The organism is Moraxella sp. CTOTU49803, from assembly GCF_032097965.1.
Lineage (GTDB): Bacteria > Pseudomonadota > Gammaproteobacteria > Pseudomonadales > Moraxellaceae > Faucicola > Faucicola tetraodonis.
The window spans coordinates 49,145-73,649 of record NZ_DAMCJP010000007.1 but is presented as its reverse complement, the minus strand read 5'-3'; the positions used below and the strand labels follow the sequence as shown (position 1 = coordinate 73,649).

General features: G+C 46.4%; 19 protein-coding genes and 2 pseudogenes. 15 read left to right on the top strand and 6 right to left on the bottom strand.

The annotated features are described in order from the left end of the window. The first annotated feature begins 13 nt into the window (after positions 1-13). The 14 genes and pseudogenes from RT422_RS08640 to urtE all read left to right on the top strand — a co-directional run bounded on the left by RT422_RS08640 (position 14) and on the right by urtE (position 15,667). Entirely contained in the window at positions 14-1,321 is a 1,308-nt protein-coding gene (locus RT422_RS08640; protein WP_313422011.1) for an MFS transporter, read from the top strand. 160 nt (positions 1,322-1,481) lie between these two features. After that, positions 1,482-2,444, top strand: coding sequence for an EamA family transporter (locus tag RT422_RS08635; protein ID WP_313421983.1), 963 nt, complete (start codon positions 1,482-1,484; stop codon positions 2,442-2,444). Positions 2,445-2,572: 128 nt separating this feature from the next. Next, on the top strand, positions 2,573-3,526 hold the full coding sequence (locus RT422_RS08630; RefSeq protein ID WP_144918403.1) for an urease accessory protein UreD: 954 nt from the start codon (positions 2,573-2,575) through the stop codon (positions 3,524-3,526). A gap of 50 nt (positions 3,527-3,576) precedes the next feature. Continuing rightward, entirely contained in the window at positions 3,577-3,879 is a 303-nt protein-coding gene (locus RT422_RS08625; protein ID WP_036599279.1) for an urease subunit gamma, read from the top strand. A gap of 24 nt (positions 3,880-3,903) precedes the next feature. Beyond that, a complete protein-coding gene (gene ureC / locus RT422_RS08620; RefSeq protein ID WP_313421982.1) occupies positions 3,904-6,009 on the top strand; it encodes an urease subunit alpha in 2,106 nt (701 codons plus the stop codon). A 242-nt stretch (positions 6,010-6,251) separates the two neighbouring features. Continuing rightward, the gene (gene ureE, locus RT422_RS08615; RefSeq protein WP_313421981.1) at positions 6,252-6,815 is read left to right on the top strand and encodes an urease accessory protein UreE; all 564 of its coding nucleotides are present in this window, start codon (positions 6,252-6,254) and stop codon (positions 6,813-6,815) included. Between the two features lie 5 nt (positions 6,816-6,820). Then, positions 6,821-7,648, top strand: coding sequence for an urease accessory protein UreF (locus RT422_RS08610; RefSeq protein ID WP_313421980.1), 828 nt, complete (start codon positions 6,821-6,823; stop codon positions 7,646-7,648). Positions 7,649-7,684: 36 nt separating this feature from the next. Then, entirely contained in the window at positions 7,685-8,386 is a 702-nt protein-coding gene (gene ureG / locus RT422_RS08605; protein ID WP_100285263.1) for an urease accessory protein UreG, read from the top strand. 27 nt (positions 8,387-8,413) lie between these two features. Then, positions 8,414-9,070 (top strand): HupE/UreJ family protein, encoded by a 657-nt coding sequence (locus RT422_RS08600; protein WP_313421979.1) that lies wholly within the window; start codon positions 8,414-8,416, stop codon positions 9,068-9,070. Between the two features lie 570 nt (positions 9,071-9,640). Continuing rightward, the gene (gene urtA, locus RT422_RS08595; protein ID WP_060996033.1) at positions 9,641-10,894 is read left to right on the top strand and encodes an urea ABC transporter substrate-binding protein; all 1,254 of its coding nucleotides are present in this window, start codon (positions 9,641-9,643) and stop codon (positions 10,892-10,894) included. Between the two features lie 312 nt (positions 10,895-11,206). Continuing rightward, positions 11,207-12,844 (top strand): urea ABC transporter permease subunit UrtB, encoded by a 1,638-nt coding sequence (gene urtB / locus RT422_RS08590; RefSeq protein WP_284035060.1) that lies wholly within the window; start codon positions 11,207-11,209, stop codon positions 12,842-12,844. 18 nt (positions 12,845-12,862) lie between these two features. Further along, a pseudogene (gene urtC / locus RT422_RS08585) lies at positions 12,863-13,912 on the top strand (urea ABC transporter permease subunit UrtC); the annotation flags it as partial. A gap of 228 nt (positions 13,913-14,140) precedes the next feature. Then, positions 14,141-14,959, top strand: a complete 819-nt coding sequence (urtD, locus tag RT422_RS08580) for an urea ABC transporter ATP-binding protein UrtD (protein WP_138018347.1) — start codon at positions 14,141-14,143, stop codon at positions 14,957-14,959. A gap of 9 nt (positions 14,960-14,968) precedes the next feature. Next, positions 14,969-15,667: an urea ABC transporter ATP-binding subunit UrtE gene (gene urtE / locus RT422_RS08575; RefSeq protein ID WP_007116004.1), complete on the top strand. Its 699-nt coding sequence runs from the start codon at positions 14,969-14,971 to the stop codon at positions 15,665-15,667. 116 nt (positions 15,668-15,783) lie between these two features. On the opposite strand, the gene fumC is transcribed toward urtE, so the two are convergent. Then, the gene (gene fumC, locus RT422_RS08570; protein ID WP_219333375.1) at positions 15,784-17,199 is read right to left on the bottom strand and encodes a class II fumarate hydratase; all 1,416 of its coding nucleotides are present in this window, start codon (positions 17,197-17,199) and stop codon (positions 15,784-15,786) included. Positions 17,200-17,597: 398 nt separating this feature from the next. On the opposite strand from fumC, the gene RT422_RS08565 reads away from it, so the two are divergent. Further along, positions 17,598-18,974: an MATE family efflux transporter gene (locus tag RT422_RS08565; RefSeq protein ID WP_007116001.1), complete on the top strand. Its 1,377-nt coding sequence runs from the start codon at positions 17,598-17,600 to the stop codon at positions 18,972-18,974. 80 nt (positions 18,975-19,054) lie between these two features. Here the strand turns inward: RT422_RS08565 and RT422_RS08560 are convergent, their stop codons facing one another. From RT422_RS08560 to RT422_RS08540, 5 genes and pseudogenes are all read right to left on the bottom strand, one after another. Continuing rightward, positions 19,055-19,189 carry a hypothetical protein gene (locus tag RT422_RS08560; RefSeq protein ID WP_313421978.1) on the bottom strand — a complete coding sequence of 45 codons (135 nt, stop codon included), beginning with the start codon at positions 19,187-19,189 and terminating at the stop codon, positions 19,055-19,057. A 145-nt stretch (positions 19,190-19,334) separates the two neighbouring features. After that, positions 19,335-19,991, bottom strand: a complete 657-nt coding sequence (locus tag RT422_RS08555) for a trimeric intracellular cation channel family protein (protein WP_065253869.1) — start codon at positions 19,989-19,991, stop codon at positions 19,335-19,337. A 271-nt stretch (positions 19,992-20,262) separates the two neighbouring features. Further along, positions 20,263-21,000 carry a peptidase gene (locus RT422_RS08550; RefSeq protein WP_313421977.1) on the bottom strand — a complete coding sequence of 246 codons (738 nt, stop codon included), beginning with the start codon at positions 20,998-21,000 and terminating at the stop codon, positions 20,263-20,265. Positions 21,001-21,045: 45 nt separating this feature from the next. Next, positions 21,046-21,897 (bottom strand): transglutaminase domain-containing protein, encoded by an 852-nt coding sequence (locus RT422_RS08545; RefSeq protein WP_159676788.1) that lies wholly within the window; start codon positions 21,895-21,897, stop codon positions 21,046-21,048. A gap of 798 nt (positions 21,898-22,695) precedes the next feature. Continuing rightward, a pseudogene (locus tag RT422_RS08540) lies at positions 22,696-24,108 on the bottom strand (circularly permuted type 2 ATP-grasp protein); the annotation flags it as partial. Positions 24,109-24,505 lie beyond the last annotated feature (397 nt).

Sequence of the window (24,505 nt, the reverse complement as noted above, 5' to 3'; positions counted from 1 at the left end):
CACTGCCGTAGCAATGCAACAACCAGCTGCAGAGCCGTATGTTAAAGATCCTGTGTTACTCAAAAAAGCCGCCAAAGCCAGTTTTATTGGTAACTTTGTCGAGTGGTTTGATTACGCATCGTATGGCTATTTTGCCACTGTCATCGCTAGCGTATTTTTTGCTAAAACCGATGCAACCGTCGCATTGATGTCAACTTATGCAATTTTTGCGCTATCCTTTATTGTCCGTCCATTTGGGGGTATTTTTTGGGGACATATTGGCGATAAATACGGACGAAAAGCGGCTTTATCTTGGTCGATTTTGATTATGTCAGGTGCCACTTTCTTAATCGGATTGTTGCCAAGCTATGCCACCGTCGGTATTTTAGCGCCTGTGTTGTTGTTATTGTTGCGCATGATTCAAGGTTTTTCAGCTTCGGGAGAGTATGCAGGGGCATCAGCATTTATGGCAGAGTATGCGCCGCCCGACAAAAAAGGGTTTTATACCAGTATCGTACCTGCCAGTACATCCGCGGGTCTATTACTGGGCTCACTGATTGCGGCAGCTATGACCGCCTTTATGGATGCTGACTTTGTACAAACTTGGGGATGGCGTATTCCGTTTTTATTGGCTGCACCGCTGGGTCTAGTGGGTCGATATATGCGGTTGAATCTTGAAAAAACCCCGGCTTTTAAGGCGTTTGAAGAAAGCACCATTGAAAAACCGGTGCCAATCAAAAATTTGTTTGCCAACCATAAAAAAACCTTGTGCATTGCGTTTATGTTATGTAGTTTGAATGCAGTGGCTTTTTACTTAATCCTAAGCTATATGCCGACTTATTTATCGACCCAAATGCACATCAATGAAACGCAGTCGCTGCTAGCTGCCTCCATTTCATTAGTCGCTTATATCGGTATGATTTTCACCATGGGTAAACTGTCAGACAAATACGGTCGCAAAACCATGCTGATCATCGCATCTGTGTTGTTTATCGCGTTGACAGTGCCTTTGTTTCATATGCTAAGCCTGGGTGGGTTTTTAACCATTGTTTTGATTCAACTGGTGTTCTCGCTCTTATTATCCGTCAATGACGGCACACTACCGGCTTTTTTAAGTGAGATTTTCCCAGTCGAGGTACGTTATTCAGGTTTTGCTTTCACCTTTAACTCAGCCAATGCGCTACTCGGTGGCACAACCCCCTTGATGGCAACTTGGTTAATGAGCAAAACAGGCAGTCAAATCGCGCCAGCTTGGTTATTGGTGATAGCAAGCGTAATTGCACTGGCAGCAACGGTGATGTATAAAAAATCCGATAGTGTGTCGATGTTAGAAAAAGGCTAGAAAGACGTTAGAAAAACGTTAAAAAGACGTTAGAAAAATAGTGGATTAACCACGGTTATCAATAACCCCATGAAGTTAATTTAAGTTTTCCCAAAGTGGTTTTAGCCAACCTTGTTTGCTAGAATCACTTTTTTTATCCCCCGTTTTTTAGGAATTGCCAGTGACTCGTAAACCTGCTTTCGCTACCAACCAATCCCCTAACACGCGCAATCATGCGACGATGGGTGGCTTGCAAGTCATTGTGGCGGCTATCTGTTGGGGCACGCTGGGTATCTTTACTACCTATCTACATCAACTGGGTTTTGATAGTGTGCAAATTGCCATTTTAAGAGTGGTGACGGCTGCTATGATGCTACTGATGTTATTGCCATCGTTGTGGCCGTCTATTAGGCAGTTATCAGTCGGCGAGATATTACAGTTGAGCTTGCAATCGTTGATTGGCGTGCTAGGCATGACGGTTTGCTATTTTATCGCGGTAAATTTTGTGGGGGCGGGCATTGCGGTATCACTACTATGTACGGCGCCGATTTTTAGTTTGGTACTGGCATTTTTTTTATTAAAAGAACCGATAACAAAAAAATCCTTTACCTTAGCTTGCATCGCGGTATTAGGCGTGGCACTGACAACGCTGAGTGAGAACTTTACATTGAGTTGGGGGATTGTGTTTGGTTTATTGTCTGGGGTGTGCTATTCACTGTATGGCATTTTAGGGAAAAAAGCCTTACACAAACACTATCCACCAACCTTGGTGTTTTTTAGTTCGGTGGTGATTAGTGCTCTGGCTTTATTATTCCTACCGATGACCTATCAAACCTATGCCAAAGCCTTCACCATGCCTGCTATCACTTGGTTGTGGGTGATGGGGCTAAGCCTAGTGGGTACCGTGATTCCGTTTTTCTTGTATATGTCAGCCCTGCACAAACTCCCTGCGACCAAAGCCTCGGTATTCACCGTGTTTGAGCCGTTTACCGCGATTGTATTGTCGATCGTATTACTGCACCAATCGCTCAATGGCATGCAGTACTCAGGGATGATATTAATCCTTTTAGCCACCCTCCTAAACTCTATCAAATTGCCCTTGCAGCGTCATCGGCAACTGACAGAAGTCGATACTCAAGTCTAATAACAGCCCAAACCGTGTAAACATCCCTGATTTGGGCTTCACCATATTGGTATCAATGCTCAATACCTCAATGTGGCACAGCCCTTGCATTCTATAAAACCATATATTTTTCATATAGTTAGATAGATATGGCTTGGCACTCAGTACTTACCTTAGCTTTTAACGCCCAACATGCGGGTGAGCATGCGCGCACCAATTTGGTACAACGCCACCACCAAGGCGCCTTGCGGGTACAAAAAGCCTTGTATCCTGAAAGCGGTGAACAGCAAGGTATTTGTCATGTCATCATGCTGTATCCGCCCGCGGGCATCGCCTTAGGCGATAAGCTCGATATTGACATTGGCGTAAAACATCACGCCCACGCCGTGATTACCACGCCAGGGGCAAACAAATGGTACGGTAATTTACCAAGTTACACCGCTAACAAGCAAACCGATGATAGTGCACCAATCGAAAAAAATCAACAGACCCAAAAATCTAAAAAAACCCAAGAAAATTCAAATAGTTATGCTTCGCAAAATGTCACGGTTTATCTGCAAGATGACAGCCGTTTTGAATGGCTACCGCAAGAAAACTGTTTTTATAACGCAAGTTTTGCCCATGCCACCAATCAGTTTTTTATCAGCCCAGCTGCCAGTATTATCGCTTGGGAGATTAACCTGTTAGGGCGAGAGCATCATGGCGAGCGCTACAGTACAGGCGAGATGCGGTTATCAAACCTGTTTTGGCGCGTGGATGAGCAGCCCAAATTGCTGCTTGCTGATACCTTACATCACTGTGCCAAACACGATTGGTATCGCTCACCCGTAGGTCTCAATAACCACAGCGTCTTTGCCAGCTTATGGGTTGTGCCAAGTGTTGCTGCCCAAAAACAGCTGATTGACTGGGTCAAGCAATTACGATTATTTATCGACCATCATAGCTTGCCTGTCTCTTGCACCCAGACAGGGGAGGTGATGATTATTCGCTATTTGGGGGATGATGTCCGCCAATGTTTTGACAGTTTTGGTGCAGTTCGTGATGAAATTCGCACTTTAATGTGGCAACAAGCCAGTCATTTGCCCCGAATTTGGGCAACCTAATAGCAGTGACGGTCTAATTTTTAACACTAAAAAAATAATTGGAGTAACCCATGCATTTAACCCCCGCCGAAAAAGATAAATTACTTATTTTTACCGCAGGACTGGTTGCCGAGCGCCGCAAACAACGTGGCTTAAAACTTAACTATCCAGAAGCAATAGCCTATATCAGTATGTTGGTGCTCGAAGGCGCAAGAGAGGGCAAAACAGTGGCACAGTTGATGGGCGAAGGCACCACGTGGCTAACGGGTGAGGATGTGATGGATGGTATCGCCGAGATGATTGACGATGTGCAAGTGGAAGCCACCTTTCCAGATGGTACCAAACTGGTGACCATTCACCAACCGATTGTGTAATTTAAACAGTATAAGGGGTAAACCATGAAAGTTGGCGAATATAAGCTAAAAGACCAAGCCATTATCCTTAATGAAGGGCGCGCTGTCCAAACTATTTTGGTCAAAAACACCGGCGACAGACCGATTCAAATCGGCTCTCACTACCATTTTGCCGAAGCCAATGATGCACTGGCGTTTGACCGTGACAAGGCGCTTGGGTTTCGCTTAAATATCTTATCGGGTACGGCAGTGCGCTTTGAGCCAGGGCAAGCGCGATCAGTTGAACTGGTCGAGTTTGGTGGCAATAAGGCGATTTTTGGGTTTGCTGGGCGGGTGATGGGGCAAGCCACCACATCTGTGGATACCGCAAGTTTAGCAAAATCACAAAAAACCGTACCCCGCCAAATGTATGCCGAGCATTTTGGCTTAACCGTGGGCGATAAACTGCGTCTTGCTGATACCGAGCTGTGGCTGGAAGTGGAAAAAGACTTTACCAGCTATGGTGAAGAGGTCAAATTTGGTGGTGGCAAAGTGATTCGTGATGGCATGGGGCAAGGGCAGCGCCCGTTTGCTGAGGTGGCTGACACCGTGATTACCAACGCGCTTATCTTGGATTATACCGGGATTTATAAAGCCGATGTGGCGATAAAAGACAGCCGAATTTGGGCGATTGGCAAGGCGGGCAACCCCGATGTTCAATCCAATGTCACCATCGCCATTGGCGCAAGCACCGAGATTATTGCAGGTGAAGGCAAAATTTTGACCGCGGGCGGGATTGACACCCATATTCACTTTATCGCGCCACAGCAGGCGGAGGTTGCCTTGATGTCTGGGGTGACGACAATGATTGGCGGTGGTTCAGGACCTGCCCAAGGCACGCTTGCCACCACCTGCACCAACGGCAAATACCATATCGAAACCATGCTCAAAGCCCTTGATGACATTCCCATGAACATTGGGCTACTGGGCAAAGGCAATGTCAGCTTGCCTCAGCCGATTATCGAGCAAATCGAAGCGGGTGTGGTCGGGCTAAAACTGCATGAAGACTGGGGCACCACGCCGCAAGCGATTGATAACTGCTTGAGCGTTGCCGAAGAGTATGATGTGCAAGTGGCGATTCACACCGATACGCTCAACGAAAGTGGCTATCTAGAAAGCACGCTAAATGCCTTTAAAGACCGCTGTATTCATACCTTCCACACCGAAGGCGCAGGCGGGGGGCATGCCCCTGATATTTTGCGGGCGATTGGTGAGCCGCATGTGCTGCCGTCTTCGACCAACCCCACGCGTCCGTTTACCATCAACACTATCGATGAGCATCTCGACATGCTGATGGTCTGTCACCATTTGAGCCCTGCGATTGCCGAAGATATCGCCTTTGCTGAGAGCCGTATCCGCCAAGAAACCATCGCCGCTGAAGATATTTTGCACGATTTGGGGGCAATCTCGATGATGAGTAGCGACTCGCAAGCGATGGGACGGGTGGGCGAGGTGATTATTCGCACTTGGCAAACGGCGGATAAAATGAAACGCCAACGCGGATTTTTAGCACCCGATACAGTGAGCCAAAATGCGTCTAACAGTGAGCTTCATGACATTGACCCAGTGACAGAAGATACAGTGACAGAAAATGACAATTTTCGCATCAAACGCTATATCGCCAAATACACCATCAATCCTGCCATTACCCACGGTATTGCCGAGGAAGTCGGTTCGGTAGAAGTCGGTAAATGGGCGGATTTGGTGTTATGGTCGCCCAAATTCTTTGGGGTCAAACCTGACACGATTTTAAAAGGTGGTAGCATCGCCGCTTACCCGATGGGTGATATCAATGCCTCCATCCCAACCCCGCAGCCGGTGCATTATCGTCCGATGTTCGCAAGCCTTGGCAAAGCCACCCACCAAACCAGCATTACCTTTGTATCCAAAATCGCCTTTGATAATAACATCCAAGACAAACTTGGCTTGCAAAAAGTGATTCGCCCTGTGCAGGGTATTCGTAACATTCGCAAAAAAGATATGCGGTTTAATAGCTATTGCCCCGAGATGTTGATCAACCCAGAAACCTATGAAGTGCGGGCGGATGGTCAGCTTCTCACTTGTGAGCCGTCAGCTGTGTTGCCAATGGCACAGCGGTATTTCTTATTTTAAATGTGATTTTAGCTATGAATGCCAATGTGAAGACTAGAACCGAACAATCTCATCTACTCTGTGATGAATGTGGTAGTGAGTTTTTTAAAAATGTATCGCCAATGCAAAGCTTTGCCCAAACTGTTCGCATTTACTGTATGGGCTTAACAACTGTGAGCATCAATTTAAAGAGGGTGGCTGTCAACAATGCGGTTGTCATGGGCAAACTTCTGAGTAGGTAGAAAATTTAACAAAGGATAATAATGAAAATTTATAATCAACGGGTGCAGCAGTTAACTCACCAACAGCAAGCCGATTTGGTCAACCAACAAGCAAACGGGCAGTTTTTGCAGCTCGATTTTGACACGCGCCAGCGGTCACGGTTTCGTGCAACCCTGCAAAATGGTGAAGCGGTCGGTATCGACCTACCACGCACAGGTACGCTCAAAGATGGGGATGTGGTACAAAATGAGTCAGGCGACATCATACAAATTTTTGCCAAACCGCAAACCCTCACCAAAGTCACCGCCGACAATGCCTTTGAACTGATGCGCGGGGCGTATCATTTGGGCAATCGTCATGTCCCACTGATGCTCGTTGAGCAGGGTCAAGCGCAGCATGCCTTGTACTTTGAGCCCGATTATGTGCTTGCCGATATGCTGGTGAAGTTAGGCTTAACCGTGAGCGAAGTGGAACACGCTTTTGAACCCGAAACAGGGGCGTATGGGCATGGCGGTCATTCACATGGACATGATAATCGGTTAAGCCATGCAGATACGCAAAGCGCAATCGTCGGTGATTTAACCAAAGCCACGTTTTTTTTATGAAAACGATGACAACAACATCGCACCTCACACAGAAGGCGCCGCCACAACAATTGCTTAAGCTGATGATGCTGGCATCGAGCAATTTGCCGATTGGTAGTTATACCTATTCCCAAGGCGTGGAGTCTGCCATTGAGCAAGGCTTTATCCATGATGAAGCCAGTAGTTTGGCGTTTTTGCAGGCGTATCAGCAAGAGGTCTTACTCAATTTTGAATTGCCGCTGATGGCAAGTATGATGCAGCTATCAGGGAAAAAAACTCACGATAGCTTAGTGGATAGTCTAGCCAATTTTTATGGGGCAAGCCGTGATAGCCATGAGTTTTTATTAGAGAGTCAACAATTGGCGCAGGCATTTTGTGCTTGGCTCGATGGCGTGCTCGACCTTGCGATGCCACAAGATTGGATAGCGCAAGGCTATTTACCGTTATTCGCTCGCTTGGCGTATTTTTGGCAACTGCCGATAGCCGATAGCCTGACGACCTATGCGTTTGCTCAAATGGAAAATCTGACCTTGGCGATTGTCAAAACCTTACCGCTGGGACAAATGGCAGGGCAACGTATTATTTGGCAATTGGGGCAAGTGCTGGATGAACCGATTGCCAAGCTTTGCCAAACGCAAGCCAGCAAAGTCAAAACGGCATTGACAGCCATCCATCATCGGCAAGCGGTTGTGGCTAAGCTACAAGACATTGCGCCACAATTTTTACAGTCACAGCAGCATGCCCAAACATTACTGATTTTAATCAACCACTTGCAACTATCAGCGTCTGTACCGTCGTTGGCAGAATTATCCTGTCATCATGAACAACAATATAGTCGTCTGTTTCGTTCCTAAAACCCCTGTCTTTAATATCATTCACAAGGAAACCCCATGACTGGCTTTACCCAAAAAACCCCAACCCAACAGCCTCGCTTATCCCCGTTACGCCTTGGCATTGGCGGGCCTGTTGGCTCTGGCAAAACCGCTTTGACCTTAAGTCTGTGTCGCCGTCTCAAAGACGTGTACAACATGGCTGTGATTACCAACGATATTTATACCAAAGAAGATTCGGAGTTTTTGACCCGCCACGATGCCATGCCCGCTGAGCGGATTATTGGGGTGGAAACGGGCGGTTGTCCGCACACAGCGATTCGTGAAGATGCGTCGATTAATCTTAATGCCGTGGCTACCTTGCAAAATCGCTTTGACGGTCTTGAGCTGATTATCATTGAGTCGGGCGGTGATAACTTGGCGGCGACCTTTAGCCCAGAGTTGTCGGATTTGACCATTTATGTGATTGATGTGAGTGCAGGCGACAAAATCCCCCGCAAAGGTGGACCCGGGATTACCAAATCAGATTTGCTGATTATCAATAAAACCGACCTTGCGCCACTCGTGGGCGCGGATTTGTCGATTATGGATAAAGACGCCAAAAAAATGCGCGGCGATAAGCCGTTTGTGTTTAGCAACATGAAAACCCAAGACGGTTTGGATGACATTATCAAATTTATCCAACAACAGGGCATGCTAAGAGCGCTAGAGATTCCGTCACAGCCTGTCCAACATTTACCAAGCTCAAGCGAAAATATGTAAAAAATGCAATAAAATCAAGGAGACATAATGAAAACTTTAACCCAAAAAACAACCCAAAAAACGGCGTTGGCAACCGCGCTTTTTAGCCTTTCAAGCTTGGCAGTGGCGCATGTCGGTCATGGTTTAACCCAGCATGCAGGTGCAAGTTCGGTAGATTTAATGGCTGCTGTCACCGCAGGACTCATGCATCCTATCTCAGGTCTTGACCACGTGGTGCTTGCGGTTGGCATGGGCATGGTGTTTGCCCGTCACAAAAAACTGGGTTTAGGCTTATTGGTGACAAGCTTACTGTCAGGCTTTGCTTTGGTGCAACTAGCTCATGTGGCGATTGGCTCATCGATTATTGAAGGTGCGATTTTGCTATCGGTGGTGTTGACAGTGGTCGCAGTTTTGGCGCAGCGCACCAAGATAGCACAAGCCAATCAGAAAAGCTTTTCGCTCATGATGGCGATCAGCTTATTTGGTTTGACGCTATTTCATGGTATGGCGCATGCCGTGGAGATGCCAGTAGGTAGCGTGAGTCAAGGGTTTGGCTTAGGCATGATAACCGCGATGTCCGCCTTGTTTGCTGTGGGTGCAGGGGTGATGAATTGGGTAAAAGCACAAGCCCATGCGCATCCCAAGCTGTCTTGGCTACCTTCAATTATGGCGGCATTGGGCATGGCACTGGTATTGGCTAACTAGCGATTAACTAGGGATTAACAACATTTTTGATAAAAAGTGCAAGCTGTCGGGCATGCACTTTTTTTATGCAACAAATTGGCTAATGTCATAAAGACACTGGCGATAAAGCGTTGTTTAGCGTCAATCAATGTTAGGTGAATGCCAGAGGAACGCTAGATGAATGGTAATAGTGCAAAAAAATCCCCCAGTTCATCAGATTGGTGAAATCGCTAAGGTCGCCAAAGTTTGCCCATTTTTTACCAAGTAGCAGCATTTAGCCAATATGCGATTGTTTAAAATAACTTTTTTAACTATGCCAATTCAAATATTTGATTTAATTGATAAAATTTTCAAAAATAGCTTTTAACATGCAGATTGGCACACTAATTGAATTGTCATTATAGTCAGTTAAGACAACCAGCAACCGATAGCCAAAGCCTATCCGTTACGCCCTACCTTAAAACGGCAATCCATCTATTTTAGGAGTGACACATGTTAGACAAAAAAACCACCGAGCTAACCACGACTGAGCCTCAATTAAGCCGTCGTGCATTTGGCAGATCCTTGGTTGCCCTAGCGGTAACGGGCAGTATGATGTTGACAGGTTGTTCAAAACCGCAATCATCAAGTGATGCCAAACCAGCCAGTGGCACGTCAACCACAGCTGCCACCGGTAGTGCACCTGCCCCTAGCAATGGTGATACCATCAAAGTGGGTATCTTACATTCACTCTCAGGTACCATGGCAATCTCTGAAACATCGCTCAAAGACACCGCATTGATGGCGATTGATGAAATCAATGCCAAAGGTGGGGTGATGGGCAAAAAACTTGAGCCTGTGGTTGTCGACCCTGCCTCAGACTGGCCATTGTTCGCCGAAAAAACGCGCCAGCTACTGACACAAGACAAAGTCGCGGTTATCTTTGGTTGCTGGACATCGGTTTCTCGTAAATCTGTGTTGCCTGTGGTTGAAGAATTAAACGGCTTATTATTCTACCCTGTGCAGTACGAAGGACAAGAGCAGTCCAAAAACATCTTTTATACTGGCGCCGCGCCCAACCAACAAGCCATTCCTGCGGTTGAGTACTTGATGTCACCAGAAGGCGGCGGTGCCAAACGCTTCGTGCTATTGGGTACTGACTATGTGTATCCCCGTACCACCAATAAGATTTTACGGGCGTTCTTAAAGTCTAAAGGCGTGGCAGATAGCGACATCATGGAAGAATATACCCCATTTGGCTTTAACAATTACCAAACCATCGTGGGTAATATTAAAAAATTCTCAGCGGGTAAAAAGACCGCAGTTATCTCCACCATCAATGGTGACTCAAACGTTCCCTTCTATCGTGAGCTTGGTAACCAAGGCATCAAAGCGGCGGATATTCCTGTGATGGCGTTCTCTGTGGGTGAAGAAGAACTTCGTGGTATCGACACCACCCCATTAGTTGGACACTTGGCAGCATGGAACTACTTTGAATCGGTCAAAAACCCTGTAAACATCAAGTTTGTGAATGCTTACAAAAAATACGCCATTGATCACAAACTGCCAAATGCCGATAAAGTAGTGACCAATGACCCAATGGAAGCCACCTATGTGGGTATCAATATGTGGAAACAAGCGGTTGAAAAAGCGGGCTCCACCGACGTGGATAAAGTCCGTGCTGCCATGGCAGGTCAAAGCTTTGCCGCGCCATCAGGCTACACGCTAACCATGGATGCCGAAAATCACCACTTACACAAACCTGTGATGATTGGGCAAATCCGTGCCGATGGTCAGTTTGATGTGGTTTACAAAACCAAAGATGCCATTAAAGCTGAACCTTGGAGTCCTTATATCCCAAAATAAGTATCCCAAAGTAAGTATGACTAAATAAGCCTTTCAAATAAGCTTGAATGAAGTTAACAATCGATGTTGTGACAGCCATACCGCTTATCAATACCCCAGCTGGTATGGCTTATTTTTTTGCCAAAATTTTACGATTTCACCTTTTATTGATTTAAACATTGATTGATTTAAACATGGATCCGTCACACCACCAAACAGATGACTAATCATACAAACTAAGGAGCGACCATCATGCTCAATGGTAATCATTCTCTCGGGCAGTTTTTGCAAAAAAGTAAAAAAATTGTGCTCGGCATGTCGCTAGCGACCACGATGGGCATTGCGTTGCCAAGCGTGAGTAATGCACAGGCAAGTACCGCTTCGGCCACTACCATAACCAGTACAGTAACCACAGCAGCTCCAACTACCGCAGCCACAAGCTCCACAGCCAGCGCAGGCGATGATATTCAAAAATTCGTAGCCGCTGATTTTGCGGGGCGTCAAGCCATGCTCAACAACTGGACAGGCACGAGCCAATCCTATGACAAACTGGTTGAGCTGATTAACAAAGACGAGCTGTACCGTGATGATGCCGGCAATGTCTATACTTTAGAAAACACCGACCAACTCTACCGCTATCCTGCGCATACTTTGGTAAGTAATTGGCCAAGCGACCTAAACCAAGTCACACTCAATAACGCCCTGCGTTCGGCGTTGACCTTAGGGCAAACCAAAGCCAAACTCAAATCCGACGATGCCAGCGAGCGCCTTAAAGCGGTGGATATCCTAGCCGACAATATCGCCACGCTCGATAAAAAAACCGTTGCCGATATTTATGCCAATGAAAAAGACAGTACGGTAAAAGCAGCATTGGCGCAACTGCAAGCGCGTATGGATTTGCAATCGGGCGATGAGATGACCCAGATTGCGGCATTAAAAACTTTGGCGTCCAGTAACAGCCCTGATGTGTTAGCCGATATCGAAGGAATGGCAAAACAAACCAGCCATTCACCCGAGCTCAAAAAAGCCTTACAAACCACCCAAGACAAAGTCAAATCGCGTATCAAAGCCAGTGAGTGGACAGGACACGTGTTTTCTGGCTTCAGCACCGCCAGTATTTTGTTGTTGGCGGCGTTGGGACTTGCCATTACTTACGGTCTATTGGGTGTCATTAACATGGCGCATGGTGAGCTCATTATGATTGGTGCCTATACCACCTATGTGGTGCAAAGTTTTTTTAAAAGCCATTTGGCAGGCTATGTCGATTGGTACATGCTTGCCGCGATTCCGCTGGCGTTTTTGGTGAGTGCGGTCATTGGCATGATTATTGAGCGGGTAGTGATACGTCCGCTATATGGCAGACAGCTAGAAACCTTGCTTGCCACGTTTGGGGTGAGTTTGATTCTGATGCAGTTGGTTCGCATGATTTTTGGGGCACAAAACGTCGAAGTTTCCAATATTTCATGGCTAAGCGGTGCTGTCGCCTTGACCCCAAGCTTGATGCTGCCATACAACCGTATTGCCATTATCGGTTTTACCATTATCGTATTGTTATTACTGGTGTTTTTACTCAAATACACCCGCTTTGGTCTGTTTGTACGTGCTGTGACCCAAAACCGGCAAATGGCGCGTGCGGTGGGTATTCGCTCGGCGCGTGTCGATATGATGGCATTTGGGCTTGGCTCTGGCTTGGCAGGTTTGGCAGGCTGTGCTTTGGCGCAAGTGGGCAACGTCGGTCCTGATTTGGGGCAAAACTACATCATCGATGCTTTCTTGGTAGTAGTGGTCGGCGGTGTCGGTCAAATTTGGGGGGCAGTACTGGCGGCCTTGGGTCTAGGGGTGAGTGGCACCGTGCTTGAGATTGGCATGGGTGCGGTGATTGCCAAAATTATTTTGTTGGTGCTGGTGGTGCTATTTATCCAAAAACGCCCACAAGGTCTGTTTGCCCTTAAGGGTCGCTTTGTCGAGTAATCATTGGAGAGTTAAAAAATGCGTATTTTACAATTATTTGCAGATAAACCAGTGAGTCGCTTGGCAATTATGGGCTGTTTTGCGGTGTTGATGGTATTGCCTTGGTTGCACCTGCTGCCTGCCGATTCGGCGCTGCATTTATCCGCTTATTGGGTCACTTTGATTGGCAAAATCATGTGTTTGGCGATGGTTGCTTTGGCACTGGACTTGGTATGGGGCTATGCGGGGATTTTGAGCCTTGGGCATGGCTTGTACTTTGCCCTTGGCGGGTATGCAATGGGTATGTATCTGATGCGCCAAGCATCAGGCAACAGCTTGCCGGAGTTTATGCGGTTTTTGAGCTGGGATAACATGCCTTGGTTTTGGGCAGGCACAGATAACTTTGCTTGGGCGGCGATATTGGTGGTGCTGGTGCCGGCAGTGGTGGCTTTTATATTTGGGTTTTTTGCCTTTCGCTCAAAAATCAAAGACGTATATTTCTCGATTATCACCCAAGCCATGGTGTTTGCCGCATCACTTCTATTTTTCCGTAACGAAACTGGGTTTGGCGGTAACAACGGTTTTACCGGGTTTAAAACCATCTTAGGTATGGACATCGCTGCTCCCATGACGCGCACCTTGCTCTGTTTTGCCACAGCATTCGTGCTGATGCTTGCCTACCTTGGCCTACGTTATTTGATGCACAAGCCGTATGGCCGCGTACTGGGCGCCGTACGTGATAGCGAAAACCGTTTGCAATACCTGGGCTACCGTACCCTATGGTACAAGCTATCTGCGTGGGTGTTATCGGCGATTATCGCAGGGATTGCTGGCGCGTTGTATGTGCCACAAGTGGGCATTATCAATCCCAGTGAGATGAACCCTGTCAACTCGATTGAAATGGCGGTCTGGGTCGCCACAGGTGGACGCGGCACGCTGATCGGGGCGATATTGGGCGCAGGTGTGGTCAATGCGGTGAAAACTTACTTTACCGTGGCATATCCCGAAGCTTGGCTATTGATTTTGGGCGGGTTGTTTGTGGTCGTCACCTTGTTTTTACCCAAAGGCATTATTGGTCTATTGGACAAAATCACGCATGGCAAAAAAACGGTCGAGCCAAGCGTAAAAAATATGGAAACAGCCATGCAAACAAACATTGAAACAAACGCAGAAACAAAAAAAGAATCTTAGGCGGAAGGGGCTTTAGGGTCGGCAGCGGCGTTAGGCTGACCGCCTGCAACCCAGTAGTTATTTTGATTATACCCGATGACTAATACCCCATAAATACCCCATTAATAACACATCAAAGAGTCTGTTATGAATACAAACGATAATAATATTAATGACTTTGCTGAGAGCAACTACGGAAGGCTAAAGTCACAAGAAGCGGATTTTAGCAAAGGTATTGCCCTATATATGGAAGATGTCAGTGTGTGGTTTGATAAATTCCGCGCCTTAAACAACTTATCTTTGTACATCAAAGAAGGCGAGCTGCGTTGTATTATCGGACCTAACGGTGCGGGTAAAACCACGCTGATGGACGTGATTACCGGTAAAACTCGCCCCACGGAAGGGTCAGTGTATTTTGGACAAACCCACAATCTTGCCAGCATGACCACCGAGCAAATTGCCGAAGCTGGCATTGGGCGAAAATTTCAAAAACCCACGGTGTTTGAAAATTTTACCGTCATGGAAAACCTACTGCTTGCCGCACCCAAAGACAAGCGAGTCAAAAAAAGCCTGTTTAGCAAGCTTAACCCGGATGCCCAAAATGCCCTTGACCAGACTTTAGCGACGATTCGCTTGGGTGAGTTTGTCAATAAACCTGCAGGATTGTTGTCGCACGGGCAAAAACAATGGCTGGAGATTGGGATGCTATTGATGCAGCGTCCTAAGCTGATTTTGCTCGATGAGCCAGTGGCAGGCATGACCGATGCCGAAACTGAACGCACCGCCGAGCTATGTTTGGAGCTCAAAAAAGACCATACCTTGGTGGTGGTTGAACATGACATGAGCTTTATTGACACCATCAGTGAGCAAGTGACGGTATTGGCGCAAGGCGCAATTTTGGCAGAAGGCACGCTTGCTGAAGTACAAGCCAACGACGATGTCATCGAAAAATATCTAGGGCGATAGGGGATAGCGATGTTAGAAGTAAACACAATCAATCAATATTATGGCGGCAGTCATATTCTGCGCGATGTCAGTTTGACCGCGCCTGTGGGTGAGTGTTCTGTGGTACTCGGTCGCAATGGCGTGGGTAAAACCACACTGTTAAAGTGTCTGATGGGGGTTTTACCGATTAAATCGGGTCAAATTTTGCTCGATGGCAAAGACATCAGCAAATTGTCGCCTGAAAACCGCGTGCGCGCAGGCATGGCGTATGTGCCACAAGGGCGAGATATTTTTTCAACCTTAACCGTAGAAGAAAATATCTTGATTGGCATGGCAAAGTTTAAAGGCAGCAAAGCCAAAAAAGTCCCGAGCCATTTGTATGAGATTTTTCCTGTGCTCGATGAAATGAGCCAACGTCGGGGCGGTGACTTGTCAGGCGGTCAACAACAACAACTAGCGATAGCCAGAGCGCTGGCATCTGAGCCACGGGTGCTGATTTTGGACGAGCCGACCGAAGGAATTCAGCCATCGATTATCAAAGATATCGGGCGGGTGATTCGTCGCTTGGCTGACCAAGGCGATATGGCGATTATTTTGGTCGAGCAGTTTTATGACTTTGCCGAAGAACTTGCCGATAACTATACGGTTATGGCACGGGGGCAAGTCATTGCCCAAGGCATGGGCGGTGATATGCCAGAAAAAGGCATCAGAGAGCTAGTGGCGATTTAGTAAATAGCCAACGATGCGAGCGTTAGCTTTTAGCCAGAAGGTTGTCATCTGGCTAAAAATTTGCTGATAAAAATTGATTTATCAAACAATGGGATTATGCCCCATCAACGCTTATATCACTTTGGACTAGTCATGGCTTCAGGTTTGACCCATTCATCAAATTGGGCGTCAGTCAATAAACCCAGTTCAACGGCAACTTGTTTTAAGGTTTTATTTTCTTTATAAGCAGTCTTGGCAATTTTTGCTGCATTTTCATAGCCGACATGGCGATTGAGTGCGGTGACTAACATCAATGAGTTGTGTAGGAAATAATCAATTTTTTCTGTCACAGGCTCGATGCCTACCGCGCAATGGTCATTGAAGCTGTCACAAGTATCGGCAAGTAAGCGAATCGATTGTAGTAGGTTGTAGCCGATGACTGGCATAAACACATTGAGTTCAAAATTACCCGAAGCCCCCGCCATATTGATGGTGACATCGTTACCCATCACTTGCGCGACGACCATCGTCATGGCTTCAGACTGGGTCGGATTGACTTTACCTGGCATGATGGATGAGCCTGGCTCATTTTCAGGGATTTTAAGCTCACCAATCCCACATCTAGGACCTGAAGCCAGCCAGCGCACATCATTGGCAATTTTATTAAGGCTCGCTGCCAAAGTTTTTAGGGCACCTGAGGCAAAAACCTCAGCGTCTCTGGCCGCTAACGCTTCAAATTTATTGGGCGCCGTGACAAACGGCACATCGGTCAACGCAGCTAAGGTTTGCGCGACCTGCTCGGCATAATCGGGGTGAGCGTTTAATCCTGTACCGACTGCAGTACCGCCTAAAGGCAGTTCATACAGACCCTGTAGCGCGGCATCTAGACGAATGAGCGCATGATCTAACTGACTGACATAGCCGCTAAACTCTTGTCCTAGCGTCAAAGGGGTGGCGTCTTGCAGATGGGTACGTCCGATTTTTACAATGCCAGCAAACTGCTCAGATTTGCTTGTTAAGGTGTCACGCAGTTTTTGCACCGCGGGGATAAGCAGATAGACAATCTGACGCGCCGCCGCTACCCGAATCGCGGTGGGAAAGCTGTCATTGGTAGACTGAGCATGATTGACATCGTCATTGGGATGAATCGGCTGATAACTACCTTTGCCTTGACCGGCAAGTTCATTGGCACGGTTGGCAATCACTTCATTCATATTCATGTTTGACTGGGTGCCAGAGCCTGTCTGCCAAACCACCAAAGGAAATTGGTCACGCAGTGCTCCGTTGATGATTTCATCGGCGGCCTGCACGATAAGGTCACGTTTGTCATCACTGATACGCCCTAATTTGGCATTGGTGATGGCGGCGGCTTTTTTGACCAGTGCCATGGCTTCAATCAGCGGCTGTGGTAAGGTTTCGCCACCGATTTTAAAGTTATTGCGGCTACGCTCGGTTTGCGCGCCCCAGTAAGCATCTATAGGGACATTAACGGCGCCCATAGTATCTTTTTCGCTGCGAAATTGCTGGGTATCGGTTTGGTTGTCGGTTGTCATTATTGTTCTCTTGTTTAGTGAATTTTTTGATTCTCTCATTATCAAAGTGGCTTGTTATCGCCACTTATGCACCAAAGCACAGGGTAAAGTTTAACAGAGTTATCAACCAGAAAAGTTTGAGAATATGTGTCGTTTGTTATCTTTGTTAAAGTAAGCGGTAAAATGACGGGTGATAACGAAAGATAGTTAACATTTTATTGCGATATGTTGTTGAGCAATCGTTTACTATGAACGAAATTTTGCCAGCGTCAGTAGATTTTTGGCCTGTCGATACGCTTTGTTTTGCTATCTAACACTGTATAAAACTTACCTAGCAGGTCAGTAATAAAAAAATAATTAAAATAGCCATCGTTATCATTATCATCATTAAGCAATTATCATTAAGTAAATTTGACGGTATGAAAAAATCACAACAACTTCCAGATTTTAGTTCGGTCGGCACGCTATGGCGACCGTTTTTGTTTTTCTTGTTGCCTTTACTGCTGACCAACATCTTGCAATCGCTGTCAGGGACGATTAATACCATTTTTGTTGGGCAGATGCTAGGGGTACAAGCGATTGCCGCCGTATCGGTGTTTGCCCCAGTGCTGTTTTTTTTGATGGCGTTTATCATCGGTATCGCTTCAGGCTCATCGATTTTGGTAGGGCAGGCTTGGGGTGCCAAAGAGTTGGATTTGGTCAAACGAATTACCGGCAATAGCTTTGCAATTATTTTGATATTAGGGGTGATGATTGCGATTACGGGCAGCTTGCTCAGTCAATTGATTATTGTGCAGATGGGCGTCCCTGCTGAGATTCAAGGCTTGGCAAACCGTTATGCCAAATTGATGTTAGCAGGAAGTCCGCTACTGTTTTTATTTATCGCTTATACTTCGTTATTGCGCGGGGTGGGCGATTCGGTGACGCCCTTGTTTGCCGTGGGTATTTCTATTGTGATTGGGATTGTGGTGACGCCTGCGCTCATTCAAGGTTGGTTTGGGTTACCCAAGCTAGATATCCAAGCCCCTGCCATTGCGACTTTATTGTCACAGCTGTTGGTATTGCTGTTTTTGTTTTTTTATACCCGTGCCAAAAATCACCCCTTACAAATTGATACTCAATTACTCAAATATATACGCATCCAACCCGACATCGCGCGTAAAGTGATTCGGCTGGGGTTGCCTACCGCGTTTCAGATGGTCACGGGCGCGATATCTGGCTTGGTGATTATTGGGCTGGTCAATGGCTTTGGTACCAATGCTACCGCAGCTTATGGCGCAGTCAACCAAGTGTTGAGCTATGTGCAATTTCCTGCCATGTCGATTGCGATAGCGGCATCAATTTATGCCTCGCAAGCGATTGGCGCAGGTAAAGCGAGTGCCTTAAACTGCGTCACTCGCACTGCCATGTTGACCAATCTCATTATTACGGGTGGGTTGATTGTTTTGGCGTATCTTTTTTCCCGTTATTTGATGGCGATGTTTATCACGGTGGAAGGCGTGATTGTGCTGGCACAGCAGTTATTGCACATTGTGTTATGGAGTTTGCTTTTTTTTAGCAGTGGCATGATTTTTAGTGGCATGATGCGCGCTACTGGGATGGTGTGGCAGCCTATGTTTATCAGTATCGGCAGTATCTTATTGGTAGAGATTCCCAGTGCGATTTTACTCAGTCGTCATTTTGGACTGCAAGGCATTTGGTGGGCGTATGTGGCGAATTTTATAGTGATGAGCGTGTTACAAGGCTTGTACTACCAATTTGTTTGGAAGAAAAAAGCGGTCGAGCGATTGGTGTAAGTAGTATTTATTTCAATCTGGCAAAAGTAAGCCATCTAGATACCGACAGCGACTATTGTCCAAAACCGCATACGCTAAGCTTAGATAATGATATAACGAGATTTTGCTGTATCATTATCTTGCGGCTGCAGCACTTGGCATTCCAACAAACAATCATACCAACAGGCAATCATGCGTATCTGACTTACCAGCTTGACGTCATCAAATGCGAGCATCGGTATTATTTGCTTGATTTAGCCGCTTGATAAAACCTTGAATTCATTAACGGATTGCCGCAGTCAAGCCATATCCGATGACTGACAAATCTGATAGCTACCAAGTCTGATGGCTACCTAATCTGTTAACTACCCAATATATTGGCTAAGAGGCGCTTTTTTTCCAACCGGGTAAATGATAATTAAACGCCAGCGCGGCAATACGCAGCCCTGTGGTAGTGATGGTACTGATAAACATAATCACCCAAGCGGCAAGCGAGCTGTAAACTGCCAAAATCGCATACACCCAGCCGCCAACCAAGGCACACATGGCATACGGACGATGGTCAAAAAACGCGGTGGGCATCTCACCACAGGCGATATCACGCATCACCCCGCCAAATACCCCAGTAATAATCCCCATGATGACTGATACCGCCATCGGCATACCGCTTGCCAGTGACGCTTGTACCCCAGAGGCGACAAACAAGCCCAAACCTAACGCATCTGCCAATTGAATCGCCGCAGGAGTGATACGAAACGGGCGGCGGCTATTGACTAGCATCACCACAATACAAAGCGCAAACACCAGCCATAACATCAGCTCTTGGGACACCCAAAAAAACGGACGCCGCTCTAGCAAAATATCACGCAGCGTACCACCCCCATACGCCGATAAAAATCCCAGCACCGCTACCCCAAACATATCCATACGTTTGCGCACGCCTGCCAAGATACCTGACAAGGCAAAAGCAATCGTGCCAATAACTTCTACGGCGATTCTGAGTGATTCACCCCAAGGTGCCAAATCAGTTAGCTGCATAGCATAAAAACCAAACAATCATAAAAAATCACATCATACCATACCCACCGAAATTACCGCCTAGCAAAAACCCAAGGTATTTGCATTATCTATGGCAAGACAATTGAACTTATAGCAAAGCAATTGCCTAAGACAGGTCGATATAGACGGTAGCGCATTATATTTCAAGAGCGGTACAACCAAAAACGCTCTATAAATGGACAGGGGAGGACACAGTGAAGAACCGGCTAGATGGCTTGATATGGGTTGATTTTTAACTGTGTGACAGTTGCTATTGCCAATAGCTCATCGGTGAGTCTTCAAGTTCATTTAGAATTTTTCTCAGCCCATCTGACCAGTGTTGGCGGATGCTGGCAAAGTATTCATCGTTTTCATCAATGCGAAACCCTTGTGGCATCTGTAGGCTGTCATTGTGATAGACCAACACATCAATGGGCATACCGACGGATAAGTTAGAGCGGATGGTTGAATCAAAAGAAATCAGAATGGCTCGCATCGCTGATTTGAGTGATGCGTCATAATTCATGGAACGGTCTAAAATAGGTTTGCCGTATTTACTTTCACCTAACTGGAAAAAAGGCGTATCAGTTGTTGCTCTGATGCAATTACCTTCAGGGTAGATAAAATAAATTTCGGGGGATTGCCCCTTGATTTGCCCACCCAAAATAAAACTGCTTCTAAACTTGGTATCCGTTTCTTGTGCGATGGTTTGGGCATGGATGGTGGTTTCTCGCAAGCACTCACCCACCAATTGCGCGGCATCATACAGGGTAGGGACGGTATGCAAATTAGGCTCTTGCGCAAGTTTGATGGCGTTATCTAATTTGGTAAATACCGCTTGTGACGTTGCCAAGTTGCCGGCGGTTTGTAGCACCAAAAACCGCTCGCCTTCAATGCCGTATTGATACATTTTGCGAAACATCGATATTTGGTCGACGCCCGCGTTGGTGCGAGTATCACTGGCGAAAATCATCCCATCTTTGAGTCGGATACCCACACAATAGGTCATGGTTGTTCCTTTTTTAGCAAATATTGGTGAATCAATAGTGGCAAATTACTGCTGCGCTGCAAACTGCGCGTTAAGCTGCGGTATGTACTGGGGGCTTGTAGATACCATGACTTGACTATACAGTCGCTCGTCACCGCCCCCTGTTCGCACCCCGCGCACTGGCGCCGCATCGGCATAGTCACGCCCAAAGGCGATATAGACATGGGAGTTGGGGGTAAAATGTTGGTTAGAGATATCAAAGGTGTACCAATTACCCGCAAGCCAGACCTCTGCCCAGGCATGGCTTGCCATATGCGCTTGGGTTGCTTCATAAATATAACCCGATACATAGCGCGCTGCAATGCCTTTATCCCGTAGCAGTGCCAAAAATACATGGGTATGGTCTTGGCACACCCCAGCCGCCATCGCAAACGCTTGCTCTGCTGTGGTGCCGACATGGGTCACGCTTTTGGTATAGGGCATTTTATCGAGCAAGTCTTTTGCCAATGATTTGAGGATGGCTAACTGGGAATCGATGTCCTCACTTTGCAAAAACTGCTCAAGTGGGTCATGGGCAAAGTCACGCATGGCTTCGGAGCATTGGGTCAGCTTGGTGGGTACGGCAAAAATCTGATACGGCACTTGCTGATTGTCAGGGATAAATAAAGTATCAGCGTTAATTTCTACTTCACCAAAGGCTTGAATTTGCAAGTTGTTGTGCGGTTCGTGACGGCTTAGGGTGAGCCATTGGTTGCCAAAGCCGTCCGTTTGCATTTGTGCAACCTTAGGCAGCATCACTTGCCAGTTATGAATGGTTTGGTGTGGCAGTGTCATCGGCGTCATGCGGATGTATTGCACACTGCGTAAGGCAAGTTGTTCATAAAAATAATTGGTTTGGTGGCTGATTATAAGTCTCATTGTGCTCTCACTAACTGCTTATTTTTGTCAAAATGATGGTAGTCATCTAATAGATTTGGCTTATACACCTTGCTGTAAAATATTTGAAAACGCGCCCGATAGTGACTGAAAATCTTTGGGTTGATTAGACTTTAACAGTTGATTGACCAATCGATCTAGCTCACGCCAGCGGGTGTTTTCTGGCAAGGTATTAACAACTTCTTTAAGTTTTTGCACGCACTCACGGCAATCTTTTTTCATCAATATATGACAGTCGAGCGATTCAAAACATTGTCCGAGCTGCCAAAACGTGACCACAATCGGGTTTTCTTGCTGCATCGACGCATTGCAGGCATAGAGCTGTAGGCTGGCAGCGCGGTAGGCTCCCGTATTGGCTAACCGTTTGATGAGGTTATAGAGTTCAGCCGTATCTTTGCCAATAACGCCTTTGACATCTTGGACATTTTGCTCGATAAAGCCAATGGTTTCTGGCACCTTGTTGTTGGCAAGATAGTCATATAGGGCATCAGCATCGGCTGAAATCGGCAAGCCAAGATTGTGCACGATTGCATCGACATCTGTTTGGCTGCACTGGTCATTTGACAGCCGTGTAATGATTTGTTCATAGTAGCGTAAGCGCTCACTGTATCGCCCTAGCCACACTAAGTAGCTCGCTGTTGATAACAGTAAAATTAAGCGATTATGGTTGATATTTTCATACGCCAATAAAGTCGATGATTGCGATTTTCGTTCATGGTTGGTTTGAATGGTGCCCAAATGAGCGCTGCCTTGTTTGCCGCTGAGTTTGCCATTGACGGTATCGACCACCCAAGTGTCTTTTACCCCGCCGCCTTGGGATGAGTTGACCACCAATGAGCCTTCGGTCATTGCCACTCGTGTCAATCCGCCTGGTACAATATCCACTGTGCCATCGCCATGTGACAATACAAAAGGACGCAAATCAATATGGCGCGGTGCGATGCCACTGGCAACCGCGGTTGGGTTGGTGGACAAGCTAATGGTCGGCTGGGCGATAAATCCTGCTGGATTGTCTAGTAAGCGTTTGCGGTAAGCGGCAATTTGCTCTTTATTTGACGTCGGTCCTATCAGCATCCCATATCCTCCCGAGCCCTGTGTTTCTTTAATCACCAACTCTGGCATATGGTCGAGCACATATGCCAACTCATCGGCATCACTGCATTGATAGGTTTGCACATTGGGTAAAATCGGTTTTTCACCCAAATAATACTCAATTATCTTGGGTACAAACGGATAAAGGCTTTTATCGTCAGCAATCCCTGTGCCTGGGGCATTGGTTATCACCACATTGCCTGCGCGATACGCACTCATCAGCCCTGACACCCCCAAGATTGAATCGGGTAAAAACGCCAACGGATCCAAAAATGGGTCGTCAATACGGCGATAAATCACATCCACTTGTACCTTGCCGCGCACCCCTTGGATGTAGACATGGTTGTTTTCTACAATCAAATCATAGCCATGCACCAAGGGCACATTCATCTCACGCGCCAAAAACGCATGCTCATAATACGCACTGTTAAAACGTCCTGGGGTGAGTACCACGATTTGTGGGTCGTATTTGTTGGTGGTGCTCGATAGACACGCCTTTAACCGTTTTGGATAGTCCGCCACCGGTAACACCGATTGAGATTGGTAGAGCTTGCTTAGTAAGGTTTGCGACACATTGCGGCTCTCGAGCATATAAGAGACGCCAGAAGGGGTGCGCAAGTTGTCCTCGAGCACACAATATTGTCCGTGCTGGTCGCGAATCAAATCAATGCCGCTGATATGAGCATAGACGGGTTTATCCAAGTTGATACCCAGCATCCACGGCTCGTAGCCACTGTTTTTAAACACAAACTCGCTTGGCACAATGCCTTCTTTGACAATCGCCTGTTCGTGATAAATATCATGGATAAATTGATTGAGCGCGCGGATACGTTGTTGGCAGCCTTTTTCCATCACTTGCCATTCTTGGATGTCAATGATGCGCGGGATGATATCAAAGGGTATCATGCGCTCAATGTTGCTGGCATCGCTATACACAGTGAAGGTCACGCCGCGGCGATAAAAAATATCCGATGCTTGATTATTCAAACTAATTAACGTGTCTGAATTCATCTCTTGAAGCCAAGCACCCACCTGTTGTGCCGAGTGTCTATATTGCCCATCGGCGAGTTGCAGTTCATCAAATGCTTTGGCAATTGGCATTATTGGCTCCTTGTTCATGACAAAAGGTGGAAGAGTTTTTGCCTCACGATGGCAGTCATTTTTTGAAAAATTATCTTATAAATAATTTATTAGATAACTTACTTAGATGATTTATTAAATAATTCATCAAGTTTCATGCCAAAAAAACAAAGCAAAAGGCTGTTAAATAATTGAAAAATAGATTAAAAATCGCTCGATTTTGCACCAAAATTAGTCGAATTATTGAAGTTGGTGCAGTGTAAAACAAAAAATCTACGCCATAGGCGCATAAAAATCATGACATGAACCAAATTGATGCAAGAGAAATATTTTGGTGAAAAATTAAACGAATATTTTTCTACTAAATTGTTGTTATATGAAAAATTTTTTTATTAAAAATTATTGCAATACATAATCA